This window comes from Bacillus sp. (in: firmicutes) (genome assembly GCA_012842745.1).
GTDB lineage: Bacteria > Bacillota > Bacilli > Bacillales > Bacillaceae_J > Schinkia.
Genome location: DUSF01000035.1, coordinates 396,028 through 421,989 on the forward strand (window position 1 = coordinate 396,028; position 25,962 = coordinate 421,989).

The following is a 25,962-nucleotide window of genomic DNA, read 5'->3' on the forward strand; positions in this document are numbered from 1 at the left end:
AAAGATTAATTGAACAATTTTTTGAGGAGGACATTTTCATGAGTAAAATTATTGGTATTGATTTAGGGACAACAAACTCTTGTGTAGCGGTGATGGAAGGCGGCGAGCCAAAGGTTATTCCAAATCCCGAAGGAAACCGTACGACTCCGTCAGTTGTTGCATTTAAAAATGGCGAACGCCAAGTTGGTGAAGTGGCTAAACGCCAATCGATTACAAATCCAAACACGATTTTATCAATCAAACGTCATATGGGAACAGATTACAAAACAGAAATAGAAGGAAAATCATACACACCTCAAGAACTTTCTGCAGCTATTTTGCAGCACTTAAAATCATATGCTGAGGAATATTTAGGGGAGCCAGTTACAAGAGCTGTTATTACCGTACCGGCTTATTTTAATGATGCTGAGCGTCAAGCAACGAAAGATGCTGGTAAAATTGCTGGTCTTGAAGTTGAACGCATAATAAATGAGCCAACTGCTGCAGCACTTGCCTATGGTCTTGATAAAGAAGATGAAAACCACACCATTTTAGTATATGACCTTGGTGGTGGTACTTTTGATGTTTCCATTCTAGAATTAGGTGATGGTATTTTTGAAGTAAAAGCAACAGCTGGGGATAATCGCCTTGGTGGAGACGATTTTGACCAAGTGGTTATTGATTACTTAGTAGCAGAATTTAGAAAAGAAAACGGCATTGACCTTTCTAAGGATAAAATGGCTCTACAACGCTTAAAAGATGCTGCTGAAAAAGCGAAAAAAGATTTATCAGGTGTTACTTCAACGCAAATTTCATTACCATTTATCACTGCAGGTGAAGCTGGTCCATTGCATTTAGAAATGAATCTTACACGTGCTAAATTTGAAGAGCTTTCAGCTGATTTAGTGGACAGAACAATGGGGCCTGTTCGTCGCGCCATTCAAGATGCGGGAATTTCAAAGAGTGAGATTGACAAAGTAATCCTAGTTGGTGGCTCAACACGTATTCCGGCTGTTGTAGAAGCAATTAAAAATGAAGTTGGAAAAGACCCAAGTAAAGGTGTTAACCCGGATGAGGTAGTTGCTCTAGGTGCCGCTATCCAAGGTGGCGTTTTAACGGGTGATGTAAAGGATGTTGTCTTACTAGACGTAACTCCACTTTCATTAGGTATTGAAACGATGGGTGGCGTATTTACGAAGTTAATAGATCGCAATACAACAATTCCGACAAGTAAGTCACAAATTTTCTCAACTGCTGCTGATAGTCAAACAGCTGTGGATATCCATGTGCTTCAAGGGGAACGCCCAATGGCAGCAGATAATAAAACATTAGGACGCTTCCAATTAACTGATATTCCGCCAGCACCGCGTGGCATTCCGCAAATCGAAGTATCATTTGATATTGATGCGAACGGAATTGTGAATGTACGTGCGACTGACAAAGGAACTGGTAAAGAGCAATCAATTACGATTCAATCATCAACAACTTTATCTGATGAAGAAATTGATAGAATGGTAAAAGAGGCTGAAGCAAATGCCGAAGCTGATAAACAACGTAAAGAAGAAGCGGAACTTCGCAACGAAGCGGACCAGCTTGTATTTGCGACAGATAAAACATTAAAGGATTTAGGCGATAAGGTTGATGAAGCCGATAAGAAAAACGCTGAAGAAGCTAAAGATGCATTAAAACAAGCGATTGAAAAGAACAATCTTGATGAAATCCGTGCGAAAAAAGATGCGTTGCAAGAGATTGTTCAACAGCTTTCCGTCAAGCTTTATGAGCAGGCAGCGCAAGAAGCACAAGCAAACGAAGCTGGCGGTGCAGGTGCGAACGCAAAGGATGATAATGTCGTTGATGCTGAATTTACTGAAGTGAATGAAGAGGAAGCTAAAAAATAATTACCCAGTCAAAGTCAGGTCTGTCTTGGCTTTGACTTTTTCATTTCATTTGCATAGTGTAGTCTTGTAATGATATTATAATCGTTATGCAGTGTAGATTAGAACGGGAAATTCGGGAGTGGATATGGTATGAGTAAACGAGACTATTATGAAGTCCTCGGAGTGGCGAAAGATGCCTCAAAAGATGAAATAAAAAAGGCCTATCGTCAGCTTGCAAGAAAATATCACCCAGATGTAAATAAAGAAGCGGACGCTACAGAGAAATTTAAAGAAATCACAGAAGCGTATGAAGTTTTAAGTGATGATGCAAAGCGTACACAATATGACCAATTTGGTCATGCAAATCCAAATCAAGGCGGTTTTGGTGGCTTTGAAGGCGCCGACTTTGGTGGATTTGGTGATATTTTCGATATGTTTTTCGGTGGCGGTGGCTCAAGAAGACGCGATCCTAATGCCCCTAGACAAGGTGCGGACTTGCAATATACGATGACTTTAGATTTTAAAGAAGCTGCCTTTGGGAAAGAAACAGATTTAGAGATTCCAAAGGAAGAAGAATGCGATACATGCCATGGCAGTGGTGCAAAGCCTGGCACAAAGCCTGAGACTTGTACACATTGTAATGGATCAGGCCAACTTAATGTTGAACAAAATACACCATTTGGCCGCATTGTCAATCGCCGTGTTTGCCATTATTGTAATGGAACTGGAAAAATGATTAAAGAAAAATGTTCGACATGTGGCGGTGCAGGTAAAGTGAAAAGGCGCAAAAAAATTCACGTTAAAATTCCTGCCGGTGTTGATGAAGGTCAACAAATGCGTGTTTCTGGTCAAGGGGAGCCAGGTGTAAATGGGGGACCTCCTGGCGATTTATATGTCGTCTTCCATGTGAAGCCACATGAATTTTTTGAACGTGATGGGGAAGATATTTACTGTGAAATGCCAATTACCTTTGTTCAAGCTGCCCTTGGTGATGAAATTGAAGTGCCAACATTGCACGGAAAGGTAAAATTAAAAATTCCTACTGGAACACAAACAGGAACAAATTTCCGCTTGAGAGGGAAAGGTGTTCCAAATGTTAGGGGTTATGGGCAAGGCGATCAGCATATTAAAATTCGTGTTGTCACACCAACGAATTTGAATAATCGCCAAAAAGAACTATTCCGAGAGCTAGCGGAACTTAGCGGGGATGAAGGACCAACCGAACATGATGATAGTTTTTTTGCAAAAGTAAAAAGAGCATTTAAAGGTTAGCATGAAACGAGGCTGTTTCAAATGTGTCGAACATCACATCATGCATGGAGCTTTTATACTGATAGAAAAGTATAACTTTTTATTGGATATCAGTATAAGAAAGGACATCGACTTCCGCCATTGTGGGCGGAAAGTCGTGTCTTTCTAAGCGTACCATGTAAAGATGTCAGACATTTTTGAGATAGCCTCTAAACAAATTAAAAAAGAGAGTGTTAAAAGATGAAATGGTCTGAAATGAGTATACATACGACGCAAGAAGCGGTTGAAGCAATTTCTAATATTCTTCATGAGGCAGGTGCTGGTGGGGTTGCGATAGAAGACCCAGCGGATCTTGTAAAGGTTAGAGAACAAAAATTTGGTGAGATTTATGATCTCAATCCAGCTGATTATCCTGAAGAGGGGGTTATTATAAAAGCCTATCTTCCAGTAACAAGTTCTTTTGCAGAGATGGTCGAATCGATTAAAGCAGCGATAAACAACCTTGTAGAATATGGAATTGATCTTGGTTTAAATACAATTAAAATTGATGAAGTAAATGAGGAGGATTGGTCAACAGCTTGGAAGCAATATTACCATCCTATTAAAATTTCTGAACGGGTTACGATTGTTCCAACATGGGAGGAATATGAGCCGGAAACAAGCGAGGAAATCATCGTTGAATTGGACCCAGGCATGGCCTTTGGAACAGGGACACACCCAACAACTGTCATGTGCATTCAAGCGCTAGAAAAAGTAATGCCAAATGGCGCACATGTGATTGATGTGGGTACTGGCTCAGGTGTCCTTAGTATTGTAGCCGCTAAATTAGGAGCAAGTAAAGTCGATGCCTATGACCTCGATGAAGTCGCTGTCAATAGTGCGATTGAGAATGTGGAACTGAATAAAGTGCAACAGATTGTTACCGTTAAGCAAAATAATTTGATAGAAAATATTAATGCGGAAGCGGATTGTATAGTCGCTAATATACTAGCTGAAATTATTTTGCTCTTTGTTGATGATGCCGCTAAAAAAGTGAAAAAAGGTGGATTATTTATCACTTCTGGCATTATCAATACGAAGCAGGAAGAAGTGGAAAAAGCCCTTGTCAAAGCCGGATTTGAAATCGAAGAAATTTTGCAAATGGAAGATTGGGTTGCGATTATTGCTAGAAATAAATAAAAGCGTTGAAGGTGAAAGCCTGTGCAAAGATATTTTGTGAAAAATGAGCAAATAAAGGATGAAATTATAAAAATTGCGGGTGAGGATGCCCATCATATTTCGCGGGTAATGAGGATGAAGACGGGGGATGCGGTTATTTGCTGTTCAGAGGATGGCCAAGTTGCCCGTTGTGAAATCCAAGAAATAACTGATGACTTATGTTTCGCCTCTATTGTAGAATGGATAGATGAGAATAAGGAATTGCCTGTATTTGTTACAATTGCCCAAGGACTGCCAAAGGGTGATAAGGTAGAGCTGATTGTCCAAAAAGGAACAGAAATGGGAGCCTCCTCTTTTCTACCTTTTTTTGCATCACGCTCTATTGTGAAGTGGGATGAAAAAAAGGGAAGAAAAAAGGTTGAAAGGCTTGAAAAGATTGCTAAAGAAGCAGCAGAACAATCGCATCGGACAAGGATTCCGGAAATTAGAGAGCCGATTGATTTTAAAACGCTGTTAAAGATGAGCAGTCAGTACAAATATAAGATTGTTGCTTACGAAGAGGATGCAAAACATGGAGAAAAGAAGAATCTTTCTTCCGTTCTCTCAAAGTTAACTAAAAATGACTCCTTATTAGCAGTAATTGGACCAGAAGGCGGTTTAACAGAAGAAGAGATTGCGAAGCTACTTGACAATGGCTTCATTACATGTAGTCTAGGCCAAAGGATTTTAAGAACAGAAACAGCCCCTTTATACCTACTAGCAGCTGTTTCCTATCATACTGAATTATTGGGGTGATTTTATGCCATCAGTGGCTTTCTATACATTAGGCTGTAAAGTAAATCATTATGAAACAGAAGGAATCTGGCAGCTTTTTCAAGATGCTGGCTATGAGCGTGTCGATTTTGAGAAAATGGCAGATGTTTATATTATTAATACATGTACGGTAACAAATACGGGTGATAAAAAAAGCCGGCAAATTATTAGAAGGGCAATTCGCAAAAATCCTGAGGCTGTCATTTGTGTGACAGGCTGTTACGCACAAACGGCACCTGCTGAAATATTAGAAATTCCTGGTGTCGATATTGTTATCGGTACTCAAGACCGTGTTAACTTGCTAGAATATGTCCGTCAGTATGAAAAAAACCGGGAGCCAATCAATGGCGTTGGCAATATTATGAAAGCGAGAGTTTTTGAGGAATTAGATGTTCCCGCTTTTACAGACAGAACGAGGGCGTCATTGAAAATTCAAGAAGGCTGCAACAACTTCTGTACTTTTTGTATTATTCCTTGGGCGCGTGGACTATTGCGTTCCCGTTTACCAGAAGATGTGCTTAAACAAGCACAGCAATTAGTTGATGCTGGCTATAAGGAAATTGTTTTAACTGGTATTCATACAGGTGGCTATGGCGAGGATTTGAAGGATTATAATTTTGCAATGCTATTGCGCGAATTGGATCAAAAGGTTGACGGCTTAAAACGGATTCGGATTTCATCGATTGAAGCAAGCCAAATTACTGATGAAGTGATTGAGGTTTTGGATCAGTCTAATAAGATTGTCCGTCATTTACACATTCCGCTGCAATCGGGTTCTAATACGGTCTTACAACGGATGCGCCGCAAGTATACAACAGAGTTTTTTGTTGAACGTTTGAATCGATTGAAGGAAGCTCTTCCGGGTTTGGCAGTTACATCTGACGTCATTGTTGGTTTTCCAGGTGAAACAGAAGAAGAATTTATGGAAACTTATAATCTAATTCGTGATAATAAATTCTCTGAATTACATGTGTTTCCTTATTCAAAACGGACGGGCACCCCAGCAGCTCGGATGGAAGACCAAGTGGATGAAGATGTTAAAAACGATCGTGTCCATCGTTTGATAACATTGTCAGATCAATTGGCAAAAGAGTATGCATCTAACTACGAAGGTGAGGTCCTTGAAGTCATTCCTGAAGAGCAAATTACAGAAGGAACTGACCGTAATGACCTTTACGCGGGTTACACAGACAATTATTTACGTGTTGTATTCGCTGGAAGAGACGATATGATTGGTCAAATTGTCAAGGTGAAAATTACAAAGGCCGGCTATCCTAATAACGAAGGGGAATTTGTCAGCGTTGTAACAGACGAGGTTGAGAATCAAGTTAAAATTGGTTAAATAAGTAAATACACATATAATAAAGACAGCAAGGTTGAATGGTTAACTCCTTGCTGTTTTTTTTGGCATATTAAAATTTACATAAAAAACAGATATTAAAGAAAGGATGGATGATTATGTTACAAAATATTGCCAATATAATTGACCATACAGCATTAAAGGCAGATACAACGAAGGAACAAATTATCAAGTTATGTGAGGAGGCTAAGGAGTATGGCTTTTTCTCAGTTTGTGTAAATCCTGCTTGGGTAAGACTAGCAGCAGAACAATTACAGGGCTCTGATGTGAAGGTTTGTACTGTCATTGGTTTTCCGCTAGGGGCCTCAACGTCTGAGACAAAAGCATTCGAAACAAAGGATGCTATTGAAAAAGGTGCTGATGAAGTTGATATGGTAATTAATATCGGTGCTCTTAAAGACAAAAATGATGACTTAGTTGAGCAGGATATTAAGGCGGTCGTTGAAGCTGCTCATGGAAAAGCACTCGTAAAAGTAATCATTGAGACTAGTTTGTTAACAGAAGCAGAAAAAGTTCGAGCATGTCAGCTTGCTGTAAAAGCGGATGCAGATTTTGTAAAAACATCGACAGGTTTTTCGACAGGTGGTGCTACTGTAGAAGACATTAAACTAATGCGGGAAACGGTCGGTCCGGATATAGGCGTAAAGGCATCAGGTGGTGTCCGTGATCGTGATGGAGCGTTGCGGATGATTGAAGCTGGTGCGACAAGAATAGGTGCCAGCGCGGGTATTGCAATTGTTAAAGATGAGCAATCTAATGTAAGTTATTAATAGGGGGCAGTGGCCCCCTTACGATTACGCCTGCCTCCCATGTACCCGCATAATAAACTGCGCCAACAATCCAGCAAGCGGCAATGCAATCATCGAAGATAGAACATTAAATATTACACTTACATGGGCAAGCTGCACGTCTGGTAAGCTCGTTAATGTCGAAGCAGCAAGACCAAGAAATTTTATAAACGGGAAGAATAATAGCACCCCAAAAATATTTAACCAAATATGGGCATATGCAGCCAATTTTGACTCTATATTAGCACCGATGCTGGCAATAAAAGCTGTTACACATGTGCCGATATTGGCCCCAAGAACGATGGCGATTCCAGAAGATAATGTTACTAAATTTTCACTCATAAAGCCCATGATAATACCCGTAGTTGCGGTACTAGATTGAATAACCGCTGTTAATAACGTACCTAGTCCGACCCCGATTAAGTTATTTTCGTTTGACATTTCAATTGATGAGTGGATAACAGGAATCGATGCAAGCGGTTTCGCAAGATTTTCAAACCCATTCATCGCAACAAAAAGACAGCCAAGCCCAAACAGGATTGCACCTATATTAAAAGAAAGCAATTTTCTTGTAAACAATAATAACGCGCCAATAACCAAAAACGGCATAGTCGCATAGTAAATAAGATCAATTGTGATAAATTCAGTTGTAAAAGTTGTTCCGATATTTGTCCCGAGAATAATCCCGATAGACTGTTTGAACGTTAACAATCCTGCGGCAATGAAGCCGATGGTAAGTACCATAACAGCTGAACTACTTTGTAAGATGGCTGTAATAATCGTGCCAATGATCATTCCTTTTAGTGGTGTGTCAGTCATCGTTATTAAAAATTGGCGCAACTTTTTATGGGATAAATTATAAAGCCCAATCCGCATGACTGTCATACCATATAAAAAAATTGCAATAAAAATTGCAAATAGCGTAAAAATCTCTATCATTTTTAAAGTCACCATCCTCACCACCCATTGTATGGACATGGTGCTGTGGACATGACTCCAACTTTTCGACAATTGGAAATTTATATTATTGGTTGAAAAACTAACATCTATATTATATAATGGCAAAAGACATGTCTTGTGAAAAGGATAGATGTACTATGTCTGTCTTCCATGTCTGTGGTGTTACTGGTTGTTCGGAGGGAGGGAAATAGTTTATGTCAACGACTCGCGTTCGTAAAAATGAATCACTTGAGGATGCTCTTCGTCGATTCAAAAGATCCGTTTCTAAAAATGGAACACTTTCTGAAGCTAGGAAGCGTGAATTCTATGAGAAGCCTAGTGTAAGACGTAAGAAAAAATCAGAGGCTGCAAGAAAGCGTAAGTTCTAAGAGAGGGTGTTATTTATGAGTCTTCTTGAGCGTCTTACTGACGATATGAAGCAAGCGATGAGAGATAAAGATAAAGAAAAATTATCTGTTATCCGCATGGTAAAAGCTGCTCTTCAGAACGAAGCAATCAAGCTTGGTCATGACTTATCTGATGAAGAAGAGCTTACTGTTTTAAATCGCGAATTAAAACAGCGTAAAGACTCCCTCCTTGAGTTCGAAAATGCTGGTCGCAGTGACTTAGCTGATAAACTTAAAGATGAAATTGAAATATTGATTGTTTATATGCCTGAACAGCTTTCTGAAGAAGAACTTGAAGAGATTGTAAAACAAACAATTTCGGAAACAGGGGCCATTTCAAAAGCTGACATGGGAAAGGTAATGGGTGCGATTATGCCAAAAGTGAAAGGGAAAGCTGATGGTTCTTTAGTTAATCGACTCGTTCTAAAACATTTGTCTTAAACATTTCAATTAAGGGGCTGTTTCAAAACTGTCCAGCATCATTTGCGCCACCAATGCTTTTACTTATTGGTAGGCGGTGCTGGACTAAGTTGGAACAGTCCCTTTTTACTATATAATGTATATTCGTTTATACTGAAACTTAGCAGGTTATAAATACGTATTATATGGCGTAGTCTAATATTTAGATGAAAGGAGGGGGTAGAGTGACGCGAGGGCTAAAATTACATTTAAATAAAATAATAGCTGTTTCATCATTTTTATTTATTCTATTTATTCTTCTTTCACAAGTCATTTCCGTTTCTGTACATGCTAACGGGGAGAAAATTGTTTATTTCATTCCTGTTGAAAAAACGGTCGAACAAGGACTTGGTGCTTTCCTTGATCGCTCGATACGGGAGGCTGAAGAAAATGGTGCTAGCCATATTGTCTTAGAAATGAACACACCAGGAGGAGCCGTGGATGCGGCTATGGATATAGCCAAAGGTTTACGAGAAACGGAAATTCCAACGACAGCTTTTATAAATAAAAGCGCACTGTCAGCTGGTGCCTACTTAGCGTTAAATGCTGACGAAATCGTAATGGTCCCGCATTCGACGATGGGCTCTGCTGCAATTATTGACCAACAAGGGAATACGGCAGGTAAAAAAGCTGAGTCGATGTGGCTAGCGGAAATGAAGGCCTCAGCCGAACTGAATCATCGCGATCCTATTTATGCGCTAGCAATGGCTGATGAAACTATCGATTTATCTAAATATGGGGCTGGCGAAGGCAAGTTATTAACATTAACTGCAGAACAAGCATTAGAAGTTGGTTATGCTGAAAAAATCGTCAGCACACGAGCAGAGCTCTTAGATTACTTAGGTTTGTCAGGTGCAACGATAAAGCAAATGGAAGAAAGCTTTGCTGAAAAATTAGCGAGATTCATTACTCATCCAGTAGTTGTACCGATTTTATTAACAATCGGAAGCTTAGGACTGGTGATTGAGCTTTATAGTCCTGGTTTTGGTCTTCCAGGAATTATGGGATTATCTTCATTATTGTTATTTTTCTATGGCCATATGATAGCGGGGTTAGCGGGTATGGAATCAATTATATTAGTAGTGATTGGGATTGTTTTAATCATTCTCGAATTTTTTGTGCCAGGTGGGATTTTAGGACTTTTAGGTACCCTTTCGATCATTGCGAGCTTGCTTTTAGCAGCAAACAATATTGGACACATGGTTTTCTCTATTTTAATTGCTTTACTCGTAACCATTATCGCGGTTGTAATCTTATTCAGACGATTTGGTTATGAAAAAGGAATCTTTAGGCGAATCATTTTATTTGATTCAACAAGTAGCGAAAAAGGATATGTTTCAAATGAAACGCGCTCCGATTTAGTAGGACTTGAAGGGATTACTGTTACACCGCTTCGTCCAGCTGGAACAGCTGTCTTTAACGATGATAGAATAGATGTTGTAACAGAGGGCAGTTTTATTAGCAGTAATAAAAAGGTTAAAATAATCAAAGCCGAAGGCCCAAGAATTATTGTTCGGGAAATAAAAAATGAAATGGAGGAGTAGATCATGATTACACAAGGGACAGTCTTTTTATTATTACTTGTTGGACTTATTATTATCGCTTTATCTGTACTATTTACTTTTGTGCCAGTGATGCTATGGATTTCAGCACTGGCTTCAGGTGTGAGGGTAAGTATTTTCACACTAATTGGAATGAGGCTACGTCGCGTTATTCCAAGTCGGGTCATTAATCCATTAATTAAAGCGGTTAAAGCAGGACTAAATATAAACACAAACCAGCTTGAAAGCCATTATTTAGCTGGTGGTAATGTTGATAGGGTTGTAAATGCGTTAATTGCTGCTCATCGTGCCAATATTGAGCTTACTTTTGAGCGTGGTGCGGCGATTGATCTTGCAGGCCGTGATGTTTTAGAAGCTGTGCAAATGAGCGTTAATCCAAAAGTTATTGAAACACCATTCATTTCAGGTGTTGCCATGGATGGGATTGAAGTAAAGGCAAAAGCAAGAATAACAGTTCGAGCCAATATTGACCGTCTAGTCGGTGGTGCTGGTGAGGATACCGTTATCGCACGTGTAGGCGAAGGAATCGTTTCTACCATCGGTTCCCAATTAGATCATAAAAAGGTATTAGAAAACCCTGATATGATTTCACAAACGGTCTTAACAAAAGGTCTTGATGCTGGTACAGCTTTTGAAATCTTATCAATTGATATTGCTGATATTGACATCGGCAAAAACATCGGTGCAGGCTTACAAACAGACCAAGCTGAAGCAGATAAAAAGATTGCCCAAGCAAAGGCTGAAGAACGCCGCGCAATGGCTGTCGCCCAAGAACAAGAAATGAAGGCAAAAGTTGAAGAAATGAAAGCGAAGGTTGTCGAAGCGGAAGCACAAGTACCGCTTGCAATGGCGGAAGCACTTCGTTCCGGAAACATCGGTGTGATGGATTATATGAACATTAAAAACATTAGCGCTGATACGGATATGAGGGACTCTATTGGTCGAATCTCTAAAGATGACGAAGAAGGAATGTAAAGATGGGTTCATTTTTTGAATTTATATTCGGAAATATTGGATTTTTGATTGTTATCATTGGGGCAATTGCGAGCTTTTTAAAACGGGCAAATGAAAACCAAAAGCAAAGCCAAAAACAATCGTCACGAGATAAAAGGGTTAAACCTTTTATCCCGTCATTAGGGGATTTACTTGAGGAAATAAATAAACCACAAGAAGAACAAAAGCAAAAACCAACCATGTATACAGCGACGAAACGAGTGCCACAGATTGAACAAACAGTTGAAGAAGAAGTTCGACTAGAAGCTCCACCAATTGAAATGACACCAAACCCATATCTAGGAAAGCTACGTGAACTCGAAAAAAAGAAGCAGCATATCAATGTTGACGCAGGCATGATTTATTCTAAAATAAACAAAAAAGAAGTCATCAATGGCATCATTTGGGGAGAAATTCTCGGCCCCCCACGCGCTAAGAAAAAACATTCATATTCCAATCTTAAAAGAGGCTAAGCATTCGCTTAAGGCCTCTTTTTTTGTACTATCCAAATTAATATTTTCATGTAGACAGTATAAGAAAGACATCGAAATTTTCTATTATGGGAAAATTTCGTGTTTTTCTAATGCTAAAACCTGCTGTTTGTTCATAAACATGAAAGGAGAGGGGGTCCTAGTAATGAGAAAGTTTAGACAACAACTAAAAAAATGGATAACCCAAAAAATGGAACTTCCTGCAGATGTCATGATGGATCTCCCAAGGATCACGATGATTGGTCAAATTCATATATATATTGAAAACCATCGGGGATTGCTCCAATTTTCTGATAATGAATTACGTCTTCTTTTAAAACAAGGACAATTGCTTGTAAAAGGTGAGCAATTTGTTCTTAGAACGATGCTCCCTGAAGAAATCTTGCTTGAAGGGAAAATTGACCAAGTAATCTATTTAGACGAACCTGGTAAATGAGGGAAGGAGATCTATGTAATGAAAAATAAATGGACCAACTATTTTTCAGGCTATGTCAAAATAAAAGTCACTGGAAAATTAATTGAACCATTCCTAAACAACTGTGTTAGGGAAAATGTCGTAATCTGGGATTTAAAAAGACAGGGAACGACAACCGTTACAGGCTATTTAAAGCTTGAAGATATACATAAGCTTCGAAAAATTATTCGAAAAAGTGATTGTAAACTTAAATTTATTGGGCGCATTGGGCTGCCGTTTTTAATAAAAAAAATGATTACCAATAGTGGTTTTGTTCTTGGGATTGTAGCCGCATTAATGATTACAATCTTATTATCAAATACGGTTTGGAATATTGAAGTAGTGGGCGCTAACCCTAAATTAGAGCATGAGCTTAGAAAAGAATTAACTTTAATGGGGATTAAACGAGGGAAGCTGCAATTTTCCCTGCCAGGAATTGAACAAATCCAAGATGAACTTACAGATAAATTTTCTTCTTCAATCACATGGGTAGGGGTCAGCTTGAATGGTACGACCTACCAATTTGAAGTGGTTGAGAAAAAAATAGCCGAAAAGCCGGAATTCGTTAGCCCTAGACATTTAGTAGCGAAGAAAAAAGCGGTCATTTATGATTATTATGTGGAACAAGGACAACCTATTATAAAAATAAATGATTTTGTGAGGCCAGGGCAGCTGCTAGTTTCAGGCGTAATTGGCAAAGAAGGAAAGACAGAGATTATTGCGGCAAAAGGGAAAGTTTTTGGTGAAATTTGGTACAAGTCTCATATCGCTGTACCGCTTGAAACGACCTTTACTGTTTTAACAGGGAACAGTATTACAAAGCATTCCTTAGGAATTTTTCGCATAAACATTCCAATCTGGGGTTTTGAAAAGATTGAATATGCAAATTACAAGACTGAAACTGTCGATAAAGAGATTAAATTTCTTAAATGGAATTTACCGCTTGTTTATCGCAAGCAAATTATTAGGGAAGAAGAAGAACATGTTAGAAAATATGATAAACAAACGGCAATTGCGATTGCGAAAAAAACAGCGCGAACTTCATTAAAAGCAAAATTAGGGGAAGAAGCTGTTATAAAAGGAGAAAATGTTTTGCACCAATCAGTGGACCATGGTAAAGTTAAATTAATGATACACTACCAAGTAATCGAAGATATCGCATTACCACAACCTATTATCCAAGGAGACTAAATAATGCAAGAGAATGTAAAAACGATCAATTTACAATTACAGACTTTAAATGAAGCACTATCTTTATTTGGGACTGAAGATCGGAATTTAAAAATGATGGAAGAAAAGCTTCAGCTTTCAATTGTCACAAGAGGTGAATCTGTGAATGTGTCTGGCAATCCTGAAGCTCTCCAGCTTGCAGAAATGGTTTTGCTTGCTCTGTTGAAGGTCATTAGGAAAGGTGCCAGTATTTCAGAACGTGATGTAGTGTATGCAATTGAATTAGCCCAAAAAGGCATTATAGACGAATTTGAAGAATTATATGAACAAGAAATTACGAAAAATGCGAAAGGCAAATCAATCCGTGTCAAAACATTAGGTCAAAGAAAATATGTTTCATCTATAAAAGCGGATGACTTAGTATTCGGAATTGGTCCTGCTGGTACTGGGAAAACGTATATTGCCGTCGTTATGGCTGTTGCTGCATTAAAAGGGGGCCGCATTAAACGGATTATCTTGACAAGACCTGCGGTCGAAGCGGGTGAGAGTCTTGGCTTTTTACCTGGTGATTTAAAAGAAAAGGTTGATCCTTATTTACGTCCTTTATATGATGCCTTACATGATGTTTTAGGTACAGACCAAGTGGCAAGGTTAATCGAAAGAGGAACAATTGAAATTGCCCCGTTAGCTTATATGCGTGGTCGAACATTAGACGATTCATTCGTTATCTTGGATGAAGCGCAAAATACAACACCAGAACAAATGAAAATGTTTTTAACTAGATTAGGCTTTGGTTCTAAGATGGTCATTACGGGTGACATTACCCAAGTAGATCTTCCAAAAGGAGTGAAATCAGGCTTAAGTATTGCAAGAGAGATATTGAAAGATATTTCAGGAATATCTTTCATTTATTTGGAGCAATCCGATGTTGTTCGCCATCCATTAGTACAAAAAATTATAAGTGCATACGAGGGCCTAAAATAAAATATAAGAGGGCTGTCTCACCAGTGTCTGGCATCACACGAAAACATCACAACTGCACTAGTTGTATACGATGCCCGATACTTATGAGACAGCCCTTTTCTAACAAATGCTTTTTAAATGTAGAGGAGAACGACCATGAATACATTTAATCAATTGTTTAAACAAATAAAAAATCATAAGTTTATACCAGTGTTATTATTTATAACAATTGCCGCAATTTTATATGTGTCAATGTATTCGAATATTCGCCCAGAAAAAGTAGACCTTCGCCTTTTTTCAGTTGCTAAGAAAGATATCCTCTCCCCGATAACGATAGAGGATATTGAAGCAACCGAGGAAAAAAAGCAAGAAGCTGTTTTAGAAGTAGATGACCAGTATATTTTAAAAGCGGATTATGCAGAAAACCGTGTAGAAATCATTTTGGCTATTTTTGACGCAGTGAGTGCAGTTAAATCTGAGAAAGTTGATGATAGTCAAAATCCAGCCATTATAGAGGAAAGCATTCCACTAGAGAAAAAAGTAGATTTACTTAAGGAAATGATTCCACTAGAACTTCAAGGTCAGCTTTCTGACAAAAACTTAGAAACGTTGCTAACGGTCTCACCAGGACTGTTAGATAGTGCTAAAGGTACAACGACTACGTTGATAAAACAAATCATGGGGCAACCAATAAAGGTCGGCGAAGAGGACAGGCAGAAAGAAATTGTCTCAGAAGAAATCAATAAGGTGAATCTACCGGAAAATATAAAAAGCGTGATGGTCGCAATTGCCCAATATGCGATTATTCCTAATTATGTTTATGACATCAAGGGCACCGAAGCAAAGCGCCAAGCAGCAATGGATAAAGTAAATCCAGTAAAAATTAGAGCAGGTCAAGTTCTCGTAAAAGAAGGACAAGTGATTGACCGCGAGATGTTTAAACAATTAGCGCTTGTTGGTTTGTTAGAAGAACAAGTAAATCCAAACATATTTATTGGTTTGGCCCTTTTTGTATTCCTTTTAACTAGTATCGTAGCTTATTATGTAAAAGATGTCGGCTCAAAAGAACGGATTATGTATGTTTTAATCTTTGCATTAACTATTTTATTAATGAAGGGAATTAGTTTATTCCGGTTAGAAGTAGAAATAGGCTATATTTTTCCGGCAGCGATGGCCACAATGTTAATAAAGGTTCTGCTTAAAGAAAAATTAGCTGTTATTTCAAGTATCGTTTTTTCAATTTGCGGCAGTATTATTTTTAATGTAGAAATGCTCGGGAAATTTAATTTTTCCCTTGGTGTTTATTTTTTAATTAGTGGCATTGCTGGTATCATTTTTATTAGTGAACGCCATTATCGTTCGAAAATTTTAAAAGCAGGACTGTACGTGTCCGTCATTAATATGGTTGCCATTACGGGATTGTTTATGATTAGAAATGGTCATGTAACAAGCTTGGAAATTGGGACGTACTTGTTATTTGCATTTTTATCAGGCTTTATATCAGCTGTATTAACATTAGGATTAATGCCTGTTTTCGAAGCTTGGTTTGGCCTGTTATCAATGATTAAGCTAATCGAGTTATCAAGTCCCAATCATCCGTTATTACGAAAAATTTTACTTGAAACGCCTGGGACGTACCATCATAGCATTATGGTTGCCAACCTTTCCGAAGCAGCCTGTGAGACGATTGGTGCCAACGGTTTTTTAGCAAGAGTAGGGGCTTATTATCATGATATTGGCAAAACAAAGCGTCCCCATTTTTATATCGAAAACCAGATGAATATCGAAAATCCGCACGATACTATATCGCCGCAGTTAAGTAAAACAATTATAACGGCACACCCTTATGACGGGGCAGAACTGTTGCGGGAATATAAAATTCCGAAAGAAATTATTGATATCGCGGAACAGCATCATGGTACAACGCTATTAAAATATTTTTATTTTAAAGCGAAGGAGCAATCAGATGATATAATAGAGTCAGATTTCAGATATCCGGGGCCTAAAGCACAATCAAAAGAGGCTGTCATCGTTGGTCTTGCTGATAGTGTTGAGGCGGCAGTAAGGTCGCTATCAAACCCGACACCACAAAAAATTGAAAATTTAGTACGGAGTATATTAACGGATCGCCTTCAGGATGGTCAGTTTGATGAATGTGATATTACGCTTAAAGAGCTTGATTTGGCAGCAAAATCAATTTGTGAAACATTAAAGGGAGTTTTCCACTCAAGAATCGAGTATCCTGATGCGAAGCAAATGAAGAAAGAGAAGAAGGTGAGAGAAGCATGATTATAGATTTTATTGATGAACATCATTTTATAGAAGAAGAAGAGAAAGATGAAATTGAAAAATTATTAATATTTGCAGCAAAAAAGGAAAAGATTGACCGAGATGCAGAGCTTTCGATTACGTTTGTTGATAATGAAGAAATTCAAGAAATCAATCGCATTTACCGAGGAAAAGATCAGCCAACCGATGTCATTTCTTTTGCAATGGAAGAAATGGGTGAAGGGGAAATACCGATTCAGGGGGATGCTTTACCAACTATTCTCGGTGACATTATCATTTCTATCCCTAAAACAAAGGAGCAAGCAGAGGAATATAACCATAGTCTCATGAGAGAACTCGGCTTTTTAACAATCCATGGCTTTTTGCATTTGTTAGGTTATGATCATATGGAAAAAGAAGATGAAGAAATCATGTTTAGTAAACAAAAGGAAATTTTAGATGAATATGGCCTCCATCGTTAAAGAAATGAAGCGACTCCTAGCAAGTTTTTCGTATGCTACTCAGGGACTATTACACGTTATAAAAAAAGAACGAAATATGCAGATACATTTAACGATTGCATGCATCGTTCTTTTTTTCGCTTACTTTTTCTCTGTATCTAAGCTTGAATGGATTGTTATTCTCCTCTGCATCGGGATTATGCTTAGTCTTGAATCTCTCAACACAGCAATTGAACGAACAGTTGATTTATGCACGGAGGAAATCAAGCCCCTTGCCAAGCAGGCAAAGGATGTGGCAGCGGGAGCTGTTTTTGTTTTTGCGATTATATCTGTTATCATAGGATTAATTATTTTTTTAAAACCATTATTAATTTTTTTGAATTTTGTGTAAACCTTTTCTTTGATATTGCTGAAAACAAATTCAATTTGGTGTAAAATAAAAGTACTTTGAAAGGAAATAAAAAGATGACGGACCAATTATTTATAGATGATCTAATTGATCAAGCAAAGGAAGCGCGTGAGCAGGCCTATGTTCCGTACTCTAAATTTAAAGTAGGTGCAGCTGTTTTAACTCAAAACATGAAGGTATACAAAGGCTGTAATATTGAAAATGCTGCTTATGGGTTATGCAATTGTGCTGAGCGAACGGCATTATTTAAAGCGTTTTCAGAAGGTGATAAACAAATAAAAGCGCTCGCTGTCGTTGCTGACACGAAACGGCCTGTACCGCCATGTGGGGCATGCCGTCAAGTAATGGCAGAGCTTTGTCCACCAAATATGCCAATCTTTTTAACAAATTTACAAGGCATCATTACCGAAACAACAGTAGAGGCGTTGTTGCCAGGAGCATTTACCGCGGAGGATTTACATGAATAATGAAAACTATAAATCAGGATTTGTATCAATCATCGGAAGACCTAATGTAGGAAAATCAACATTATTAAACAAAGTAATCGGTCAAAAAATTGCGATTATGAGCGATAAGCCGCAAACAACTAGAAATAAAATCCAAGGTGTTTATACAACAGATCATAGCCAAATTATTTTTATTGATACGCCTGGCATTCATAAACCAAAGCATAAGCTTGGCGATTTCATGATGAAGATAGCGCAAAACACTTTAAATGAAGTTGATCTTATTTTATTTTTGATTAATGCTGAAGAGGGTTTTGGCAAGGGTGACGAATTTATCATTGAGCGTTTGAAACAAACAAAGCAACCTGTTTTTCTTGTGATTAACAAAATTGATCAAATTCATCCAGACCATTTATTAACGATTATTACTCAATATAAAGAATTGTATCCTTTCAAAGAAATCATCCCAATTTCTGCTCTAGAAGGGAATAATGTCGATACATTGCTTGAACAAATTGAACACTACATGCCAAATGGACCGCAATATTATCCTGCGGATCAAGTAACTGACCACCCAGAGAGGTTTATCATAACCGAGCTAATCCGTGAGAAAGTACTTCATTTAACCCGAGAGGAAATTCCTCATTCGATTGCCGTTGTCATGGACTCATTGGAACGTCGTGAGGGTGGAAATACAGTCTATATCGCTGCAACAGTCATCGTTGAACGTGATTCACAAAAAGGAATCATTATCGGAAAGCAAGGAAAAATGCTTAAAGAAATTGGGCGTTTAGCTCGGATTGATATCGAAGCGTTACTAGGTTCAAAAGTTTTTCTAGAGTTATGGGTTAAAGTGCAAAAGGATTGGCGCAATAAGCTAAGTCAACTTCGCGACTTTGGTTTTCGTGAAGACGAGTATTAATGTGAACCTTGTAATTTACAGCATTTCACTAACATTAAATGAATAGGATCGGTCAAGCTAATTGTAGAGAGTGTTAAAAAAGTTAGTTCTTAAAAATCGAAAGGTGGGGTTTCTTGTGATTGATTTTACCTGGAAAATCTTTACCCAAACTGGTAATTTGGAAACGTATCTTCTTATGAAAGAGATTGAAAGGGAATTTCAAGAAACTGTTGAAAATTATTTTAACCAGCTTAGCGAAATAGATTCTCCTTTATCTTGACCCCATTTACTGTATAAATATCGGCTGCATAATAAACGAAAAAAACATATATAAAAGTGGATGGTGTCAAAATTGTTACGTAAAGTTGAAGGTATTATCATCCGAACGAATGATTACGGAGAAACAAATAAAATTGTAACATTGTTTACAAGAGAAATGGGTAAAATTGGTGTGATGGCTCGTGGTGCAAAAAAAACACAAAGCAGATTAACCTCCGTATCACAATTATTTATCCATGGTCACTTTTTAGTACAAATAGGTGCTGGTTTAGGTACTATGCAGCAGGGTGAAATGATATCATCCTTTCGAGCGCTTAGGGAAGATTTATATAAAGCTGCTTATGCAGCCTATATCGTTGAACTTACCGATAAGCTTACAGAAGAGAAAAAAACAAATCCTTATTTATTTGAGCTTCTTTATCAAACATTACATTTTATGAATGAAGGAATCGATCTAGACATATTAACTTATATTTATGAAATGAAAATGCTGAATATTGCAGGCATTTATCCAAAACTAGATGGCTGCGTTTGTTGTTCAAAAGCGCAAGGGAAATTCGCCTTCTCAATTAGAGAAGGCGGTTTTGTATGTCATCGTTGTTTTCATCTTGACCCGAATCGAATCCAAATTTCGCAATCAACCGTCCGCTTGTTACGACTTTTTTATTATTTTGATATACATCGTCTTGGCAAAATTTCAGTCAAGGATGCGACGAAAAAGGAACTTAAGTTAGTCATTTCATCACTCTATGATGAGTATGCTGGATTATCCCTTAAATCAAAACGCTTCCTCACACAACTTGATTTGCTTAAATAATTTCATAAATAATACATACTTATTTTTCATTTTAGTAAAATGAGCTATAATAAATATATCAATAGTATAACCTATTTATTACAAAATTCTGTTGTGTCGTGCTTTATCATCGAAGGTGGTGAGTAAAAATAGAACTTAACAACCGTCAAGAAAAAATTTTGCAGATAGTCAAGGATAATGGGCCGATTACAGGCGAACAAATAGCGGATCAATTAAATTTAACAAGGGCAACACTTAGACCTGATTTAGCTATTTTAACAATGGCTGGATATTTAGAGGCTAGGCCCAGGGTAGGTTATTTTTATACAGGAAAAACAGGCTCGCAATTATTAACAGAGAAAGTAAAGAAATTACAAGTTTACCAGTATCAATCGATGCCTGTTGTTGTTGATGAAGGAGTTTCTGTCTATGATGCTATTTGTACAATGTTCCTTGAAGATGTGGGGACATTGTTCGTCGTTGATAGGAACTCCTTATTAGTGGGTGTTCTTTCAAGAAAGGATTTATTGCGTGCAAGTCTAGGAAAAACAAACTTAGAAGCCATCCCTGTTAATATTATTATGACAAGAATGCCGAATATTACCTTTTGCCAAAAAGAAGACTTTATTATCGAAGTTGCAGAAAAAATTATTGAAAAACAAATTGATGCGGTCCCTGTCGTAAAAGTTTCAGGAAAAGGATATGAAGTTATTGGTCGGCTCACAAAAACGAATATGACAAAAGTATTGTTGGATATTGCTAAAGATGAACTTATTTAACATTCATTATTTTCTAAGCTATAAATAAAATAAATATACAGAAAGGAATGGGGGCATTTGAACAACGCCAATGTTTATATTGTTTCCGATTCAGTTGGGGAAACAGCTGAGCTTGTAGTAAAAGCTGCTGCAAGTCAATTTCATTCATTTGACTTAACGATAAAACGGATCCCATATGTGGAAGATACCGGTACACTAAGTGAAGTTATTTCTCTAGCAAAAGAAAATCAAGCAATCATTGCTTTTACATTAGTTGTTCCTAGTATGAGAGAATTTTTAATAACAGAGGCCGATCGATTAGGAATTCCAACGGTTGATATTATAGGTCCAATGGTAGAGCAGATGCAAAAAAACTATAAGAGAAAACCGAGAGAAGAACCAGGATTAGTTCGTCAACTGGATGAAGATTATTTCAAAAAGGTGGAAGCGATTGAATTTGCCGTTAAATATGATGATGGCAGGGATCCACGTGGGATTTTGCGGGCAGATATTGTCCTTTTAGGTGTATCAAGGACATCGAAAACACCGTTATCTCAATATTTAGCGTTAAAACGTTTAAAGGTTGTGAACATCCCAATCGTACCGGAGGTTGAAGCACCAGAAGAATTGTTCCAAATTCCGAAAGAACGTATTTTTGCTTTGAAAATTACACCGGAAAAGCTTAACAATATTCGTAAGGAACGGTTAAAATCACTTGGTTTAAGTGATACGGCAAGCTATGCAAATATTGAGCGTATAAAAGAAGAACTTCATTATTTTAATAAACTAGTTGAAAAAATCGGCTGTGGAGTGATTGATGTCTCCAATAAAGCAGTTGAAGAAACAGCAAATGTCATTTTAAGTATTTATGGAAAGAAAATGCTGTAAAAAACCTCAGGAGTATCTGGCATTCATATGATAGCCGATACTTCTTGAGGTTTTTTTCTTTGCATCTAGAAATTGAAATAATTTTATATTACAATAAAAAATTGTGATTAAAATAAATATTTAGGTTTATACTTGACAATGAAAGAATAAACTATATTAGTAAGACTTACAAATAAAGCATATCTTTCGACAAAAATCAAAATAATAAAATAGTTTAAAGTAAGAAGGATTCTATGAAGGGATGTAGAATAAAGAAAGATGGTGAAAAGTTAGAAAGCATTTTGCAAAAACATTTTAAAAAATTTGTCGAAAATTGCAGGGAAATTGAATAGGGAGATAGAATTAATTATTATAGAAAGTAGAATAATGAAGTAGATGGTGATGTAAAATGGGAAATCGTATTCCCGAAGAAACCATTGAAGAAATTCGAAATAAAGTAGACATTGTTGATGTAATTAGTGAATATGTTCAGCTAAAAAAACAAGGTCGAAATTATTTTGGTCTATGTCCTTTTCATGGCGAAAAAACGCCTTCTTTTTCTGTTTCCGCGGAAAAGCAAATTTATCATTGTTTTGGTTGTGGTGCCGGTGGTAATGTCTTTTCATTTTTAATGAATATTGACAACTGCTCTTTTTTTGAGGCTGTATCTGCTTTAGCTACTAAATTACATATTAATCTTCCTATTAAAAGCGAAGCAGACTATGCTCCGGGGCAATCTCAAGACTATGCGGAAATGTTTCGGGCCCATGAGCTATTACAAAAATTGTACCATCATTTTCTAGTAAATACAAAAGAAGGTAGTGAAGCGCTTCAGTATTTACAGAAAAGGGGATTTACGGAGGAGGCCATTACTAGATTTCAAATAGGCTATGCACCGAATACTTGGGATGTGGCAGCAAGGTTTTTGGATAAAAGAGGATTTAATCTGTATGAAATGGATAAAGCTGGCCTTATTGCAAGAAGGGAAAGCGATGGGACGTATTTTGATCGGTTTCGCAATCGGATTATGTTCCCGATTTGGGACCATCAAGGCAGGACGATTGCTTTTGGTGGAAGAATTCTTTTTGAAGGGGAGCCGAAATACTTAAACAGCCCCGAAACGAGAATTTTCAATAAGAGTAAAACGTTATATGGATTGCATTTGGCGAGGGCGGAGATACGAAAAAAAGAGCAGATCATCTTGTTTGAAGGATATGTAGATGTTATTAGCGCGTATCTTGCAGGGGTAGAAAATGGGGTCGCTTCATTAGGCACATCGCTGACGGACGAACAGGCGCGAATCATTCGCCGAAATACAGGTAGCGTCGTCATTTGCTATGACGCGGATGACGCTGGAATAAACGCAGCTTACCGTGCGACAACAATTTTGACTAATGCTGGGTGCACCGTTCGGGTTGCAAAACTGCCAGAAGGTTATGATCCTGATGAATACATCCAAACGTATGGAAAAGAAAGTTTTCATAAGAAAGTTGTTGGAACAAGCCAACCATTGATGGCCTTTAAGCTTGATTTTTTAAAAAGAGGGAAAAATCTAAATGATGAAGGTGAACTTTTTGCTTATATAGAAGAAGTACTAGCGGAAATAAGCACCCTTCCAAAAGCGGTGGAAAGAGACCGCTATTTGAGGCAATTATCCGATGAATTTTCCATTTCCTTAGATGCTTTAAAAAGTGAGCAATATCAAATTTATAGAAGATTAAGAAAAAACAAGGATATTTCAGCTTTTAATCGAAATAATAATAACAACTACCCAAAGACAATAATTGCGAAAAAGAAACTTTTACCTGCTTATCATAATGCAGAAAGAATCATACTCGCCCATATGTTGAGGAATGAAGAAATCACTAATCAAATAAAGGAACAAATTGGTTGTTCCTTTAACATAGATGTTCATAATGCAATTGCTCTCTTTATTTATGGTTATTATGAAGAAGGAAATTCTCCAAGTATAGGGGCGATTCTGCAAAGGATTGAGGATGAAGAGCTTAAGAGAATTGTTTCTGAGTTAGCGATGTTAGACATCAATATTGATATTTCTGACGAGGAACTATCAGATTATGTGAAACAAGTGTTGAATTATCCAAATTGGTTAAAAATAAAAGAACTCGAAATAGAGAAGGTAGCGGCCGAGAAAGAGCAGGATTTTATCAAAGCAGCACAGCTTGCTATGAAGATGATCAAAATGAAAAAGGAATTGAAATAGTTGGAATTATTGGAAGGAGGGGAACTAATGGCTGAAAAAGGGGCTCATTCAAAAGAATTAGAGGCAGAGATTACGCTTGAGCAAGTAAAAGAATTAATTGTTGAACAAGGGAAAAAACGCGGGGTTATTTCATATGATGAAATAGCAGAACGTCTATCAGCTTTTGAGCTTGATTCAGACCAGATGGATGAATTTTATGAATACCTAGGTGATAAAGGTATCGATATCATTGGACACTCGGAAGATGATGGGGATGATCCTAGCTTTAATCAACTGGAAAAGGAAGAAGAATTTGATTTAAATGATCTTTCTGTTCCACCAGGAATTAAAATCAACGACCCTGTCCGTATGTATTTAAAAGAGATTGGTCGGGTTGATTTATTATCTGCAGAAGAAGAAATTGAGCTTGCGGAACGTATTGAAAAAGGTGATGAGGAGGCAAAACGCCGCCTTGCTGAAGCTAACTTAAGATTAGTCGTTAGTATCGCAAAAAGATATGTTGGTAGAGGAATGTTATTTCTTGATCTTATTCAGGAAGGAAATATGGGTCTAATCAAGGCTGTTGAAAAATTTGATCACCGTAAAGGTTTTAAATTTAGTACGTATGCAACATGGTGGATTAGACAGGCTATCACTAGGGCGATTGCTGACCAGGCAAGAACAATCCGCATCCCAGTTCATATGGTAGAAACAATTAATAAATTAATACGAGTGCAAAGACAATTATTACAAGATTTAGGACGTGAACCAACACCTGAAGAAATTGGCGAAGAAATGGATTTAACTCCAGAAAAGGTTCGTGAAATTTTAAAAATCGCCCAAGAACCCGTATCATTGGAAACACCGATTGGTGAAGAAGACGATTCGCATTTAGGTGACTTCATTGAAGACCAAGAAGCGACCTCACCATCAGACGCTGCTGCCTATGAATTATTAAAAGAACAGTTAGAAGATGTATTAGACACCTTAACTGATCGTGAAGAAAATGTCTTGCGTCTTCGTTTTGGCTTAGATGATGGCAGAACACGAACACTTGAAGAAGTTGGAAAAGTATTCGGTGTTACCCGTGAACGCATTCGTCAAATTGAAGCGAAAGCACTACGTAAGCTTCGTCATCCAAGCAGAAGTAAACGTCTAAAAGACTTTCTAGAATAAATTATAAGCCGATTATAGTTTACTTCATGTATAATGGAGTAAACTATTTTTTTTGAGGTGTCATAGATGGACAAGTCCAGAAAAAATATTGTTCTAAACGAGATTAAATATTGGAAAGAGCATCGCCTTTTACCTGAACAATATTGTGATTTTTTAATTTCATTATATACAGAAGGCTCTGAAGAAGAGCAGCGAGCTTTTGAAAGAAAATCACGTTCCTATTCTTATAAAAAGTTATTGGAGCAGCTGTTTTATACTTTTATACTGTTGCAGCTTGTAATCACACTTATTGTTATATATTTTACTGAAATATCGATTCATTTGCAAATCGGTTTATTTACAATTTTTGTTATTATAAGCTTTAGTAGTTTTGTTTACTTGTTTAAGAAAAAGCATTCATTTTTTCATATTGCTCTTATTATAGGGATTTTAATTCTATTCCTAGCATCTGTTCATCTTGTGTCTGTTGCTTTCTCTGCTAGGCAAATTGCAATTATTATTACAATTTTACTGAATTGTGGAATTTGGGCCTTCATTGGTTTTCGCTTGAATTTGAAGTATTTGATTATATCTGGAATTGCTGGGGCAGTTTTGCTACTAACATATCATTTTATGTAAGTATACTGATGTGAAAATTCTGTAAATTTTAACTTTTTGACAAATTATTTAATTATTTATTGTAAATCCAAAAAATTATTGCAAACTTAGTCAGAACCTCTTTCCGTAAACAATAA

General features: G+C 37.3%; 27 protein-coding genes. 26 read left to right on the plus strand and 1 reads right to left on the minus strand.

The window, feature by feature from the left end:
* Positions 1 to 38: 38 nt before the first annotated feature.
* The 6 genes from dnaK (at position 39) to deoC (ending at position 7,208) form a co-directional block, all read left to right on the plus strand.
* Entirely contained in the window at positions 39 to 1,877 is a 1,839-nt protein-coding gene (dnaK, locus tag GX497_06975; GenBank protein HHY72957.1) for a molecular chaperone DnaK, read from the plus strand.
* Positions 1,878 to 2,006: 129 nt separating this feature from the next.
* On the plus strand, positions 2,007 to 3,128 hold the full coding sequence (dnaJ, locus tag GX497_06980; protein HHY72958.1) for a molecular chaperone DnaJ: 1,122 nt from the start codon (positions 2,007 to 2,009) through the stop codon (positions 3,126 to 3,128).
* Between the two features lie 219 nt (positions 3,129 to 3,347).
* Complete coding sequence (gene prmA, locus GX497_06985) at positions 3,348 to 4,286, plus strand: 50S ribosomal protein L11 methyltransferase (protein ID HHY72959.1); 939 nt, start codon at positions 3,348 to 3,350, stop codon at positions 4,284 to 4,286.
* Between the two features lie 21 nt (positions 4,287 to 4,307).
* A complete protein-coding gene (locus tag GX497_06990; GenBank protein HHY72960.1) occupies positions 4,308 to 5,060 on the plus strand; it encodes a 16S rRNA (uracil(1498)-N(3))-methyltransferase in 753 nt (250 codons plus the stop codon).
* A gap of 4 nt (positions 5,061 to 5,064) precedes the next feature.
* The gene (gene mtaB, locus GX497_06995; protein ID HHY72961.1) at positions 5,065 to 6,420 is read left to right on the plus strand and encodes a tRNA (N(6)-L-threonylcarbamoyladenosine(37)-C(2))-methylthiotransferase MtaB; all 1,356 of its coding nucleotides are present in this window, start codon (positions 5,065 to 5,067) and stop codon (positions 6,418 to 6,420) included.
* 116 nt (positions 6,421 to 6,536) lie between these two features.
* The gene (gene deoC / locus GX497_07000) at positions 6,537 to 7,208 is read left to right on the plus strand and encodes a deoxyribose-phosphate aldolase (GenBank protein ID HHY72962.1); all 672 of its coding nucleotides are present in this window, start codon (positions 6,537 to 6,539) and stop codon (positions 7,206 to 7,208) included.
* A gap of 24 nt (positions 7,209 to 7,232) precedes the next feature.
* On the opposite strand, the gene GX497_07005 is transcribed toward deoC, so the two are convergent.
* Positions 7,233 to 8,165, minus strand: a complete 933-nt coding sequence (locus GX497_07005) for a Na/Pi cotransporter family protein (GenBank protein HHY72963.1) — start codon at positions 8,163 to 8,165, stop codon at positions 7,233 to 7,235.
* Positions 8,166 to 8,380: 215 nt separating this feature from the next.
* Here GX497_07005 and GX497_07010 point away from each other — a divergent pair, with 215 nt between their 5' ends.
* The 20 genes from GX497_07010 (at position 8,381) to GX497_07105 (ending at position 25,846) form a co-directional block, all read left to right on the plus strand.
* Positions 8,381 to 8,554: a 30S ribosomal protein S21 gene (locus GX497_07010; GenBank protein HHY72964.1), complete on the plus strand. Its 174-nt coding sequence runs from the start codon at positions 8,381 to 8,383 to the stop codon at positions 8,552 to 8,554.
* A gap of 15 nt (positions 8,555 to 8,569) precedes the next feature.
* Positions 8,570 to 9,013: a GatB/YqeY domain-containing protein gene (locus GX497_07015; GenBank protein ID HHY72965.1), complete on the plus strand. Its 444-nt coding sequence runs from the start codon at positions 8,570 to 8,572 to the stop codon at positions 9,011 to 9,013.
* Between the two features lie 185 nt (positions 9,014 to 9,198).
* Complete coding sequence (locus tag GX497_07020) at positions 9,199 to 10,575, plus strand: nodulation protein NfeD (GenBank protein ID HHY72966.1); 1,377 nt, start codon at positions 9,199 to 9,201, stop codon at positions 10,573 to 10,575.
* 6 nt (positions 10,576 to 10,581) lie between these two features.
* Positions 10,582 to 11,568 (plus strand): flotillin-like protein FloA, encoded by a 987-nt coding sequence (gene floA / locus GX497_07025; protein HHY72967.1) that lies wholly within the window; start codon positions 10,582 to 10,584, stop codon positions 11,566 to 11,568.
* Positions 11,569 to 11,570: 2 nt separating this feature from the next.
* Positions 11,571 to 12,059, plus strand: coding sequence for a hypothetical protein (locus GX497_07030; GenBank protein HHY72968.1), 489 nt, complete (start codon positions 11,571 to 11,573; stop codon positions 12,057 to 12,059).
* Between the two features lie 139 nt (positions 12,060 to 12,198).
* Positions 12,199 to 12,513 (plus strand): sporulation protein YqfC, encoded by a 315-nt coding sequence (yqfC, locus tag GX497_07035; protein ID HHY72969.1) that lies wholly within the window; start codon positions 12,199 to 12,201, stop codon positions 12,511 to 12,513.
* Between the two features lie 18 nt (positions 12,514 to 12,531).
* Positions 12,532 to 13,722: a sporulation protein YqfD gene (gene yqfD / locus GX497_07040; protein ID HHY72970.1), complete on the plus strand. Its 1,191-nt coding sequence runs from the start codon at positions 12,532 to 12,534 to the stop codon at positions 13,720 to 13,722.
* A 3-nt stretch (positions 13,723 to 13,725) separates the two neighbouring features.
* A complete protein-coding gene (locus tag GX497_07045; GenBank protein ID HHY72971.1) occupies positions 13,726 to 14,685 on the plus strand; it encodes a PhoH family protein in 960 nt (319 codons plus the stop codon).
* A 135-nt stretch (positions 14,686 to 14,820) separates the two neighbouring features.
* Positions 14,821 to 16,953: an HD family phosphohydrolase gene (locus GX497_07050; protein HHY72972.1), complete on the plus strand. Its 2,133-nt coding sequence runs from the start codon at positions 14,821 to 14,823 to the stop codon at positions 16,951 to 16,953.
* Positions 16,950 to 17,414 (plus strand): rRNA maturation RNase YbeY, encoded by a 465-nt coding sequence (gene ybeY, locus GX497_07055; GenBank protein ID HHY72973.1) that lies wholly within the window; start codon positions 16,950 to 16,952, stop codon positions 17,412 to 17,414. Before GX497_07050 ends, ybeY begins: the two co-directional genes overlap by 4 nt.
* On the plus strand, positions 17,392 to 17,784 hold the full coding sequence (locus GX497_07060; GenBank protein ID HHY72974.1) for a diacylglycerol kinase family protein: 393 nt from the start codon (positions 17,392 to 17,394) through the stop codon (positions 17,782 to 17,784). Before ybeY ends, GX497_07060 begins: the two co-directional genes overlap by 23 nt.
* A 74-nt stretch (positions 17,785 to 17,858) precedes the next feature.
* The gene (locus tag GX497_07065; GenBank protein HHY72975.1) at positions 17,859 to 18,269 is read left to right on the plus strand and encodes a cytidine deaminase; all 411 of its coding nucleotides are present in this window, start codon (positions 17,859 to 17,861) and stop codon (positions 18,267 to 18,269) included.
* Positions 18,262 to 19,170, plus strand: a complete 909-nt coding sequence (locus tag GX497_07070) for a GTPase Era (GenBank protein HHY72976.1) — start codon at positions 18,262 to 18,264, stop codon at positions 19,168 to 19,170. The genes GX497_07065 and GX497_07070 overlap by 8 nt, the downstream gene beginning before the upstream one ends.
* 115 nt (positions 19,171 to 19,285) lie before the next feature.
* Entirely contained in the window at positions 19,286 to 19,429 is a 144-nt protein-coding gene (locus GX497_07075) for a YqzL family protein (protein HHY72977.1), read from the plus strand.
* A 72-nt stretch (positions 19,430 to 19,501) separates the two neighbouring features.
* A complete protein-coding gene (recO, locus tag GX497_07080) occupies positions 19,502 to 20,245 on the plus strand; it encodes a DNA repair protein RecO (protein HHY72978.1) in 744 nt (247 codons plus the stop codon).
* A gap of 128 nt (positions 20,246 to 20,373) precedes the next feature.
* Positions 20,374 to 21,003, plus strand: coding sequence for a helix-turn-helix transcriptional regulator (locus tag GX497_07085; GenBank protein ID HHY72979.1), 630 nt, complete (start codon positions 20,374 to 20,376; stop codon positions 21,001 to 21,003).
* Positions 21,004 to 21,060: 57 nt separating this feature from the next.
* Positions 21,061 to 21,870, plus strand: coding sequence for a kinase/pyrophosphorylase (locus GX497_07090; protein HHY72980.1), 810 nt, complete (start codon positions 21,061 to 21,063; stop codon positions 21,868 to 21,870).
* A 388-nt stretch (positions 21,871 to 22,258) separates the two neighbouring features.
* On the plus strand, positions 22,259 to 24,073 hold the full coding sequence (locus GX497_07095) for a DNA primase (protein HHY72981.1): 1,815 nt from the start codon (positions 22,259 to 22,261) through the stop codon (positions 24,071 to 24,073).
* A gap of 27 nt (positions 24,074 to 24,100) precedes the next feature.
* Positions 24,101 to 25,228 carry an RNA polymerase sigma factor RpoD gene (gene rpoD, locus GX497_07100; protein ID HHY72982.1) on the plus strand — a complete coding sequence of 376 codons (1,128 nt, stop codon included), beginning with the start codon at positions 24,101 to 24,103 and terminating at the stop codon, positions 25,226 to 25,228.
* A gap of 66 nt (positions 25,229 to 25,294) precedes the next feature.
* Complete coding sequence (locus GX497_07105) at positions 25,295 to 25,846, plus strand: hypothetical protein (protein HHY72983.1); 552 nt, start codon at positions 25,295 to 25,297, stop codon at positions 25,844 to 25,846.
* The last annotated feature ends 116 nt before the right edge of the window (positions 25,847 to 25,962 follow it).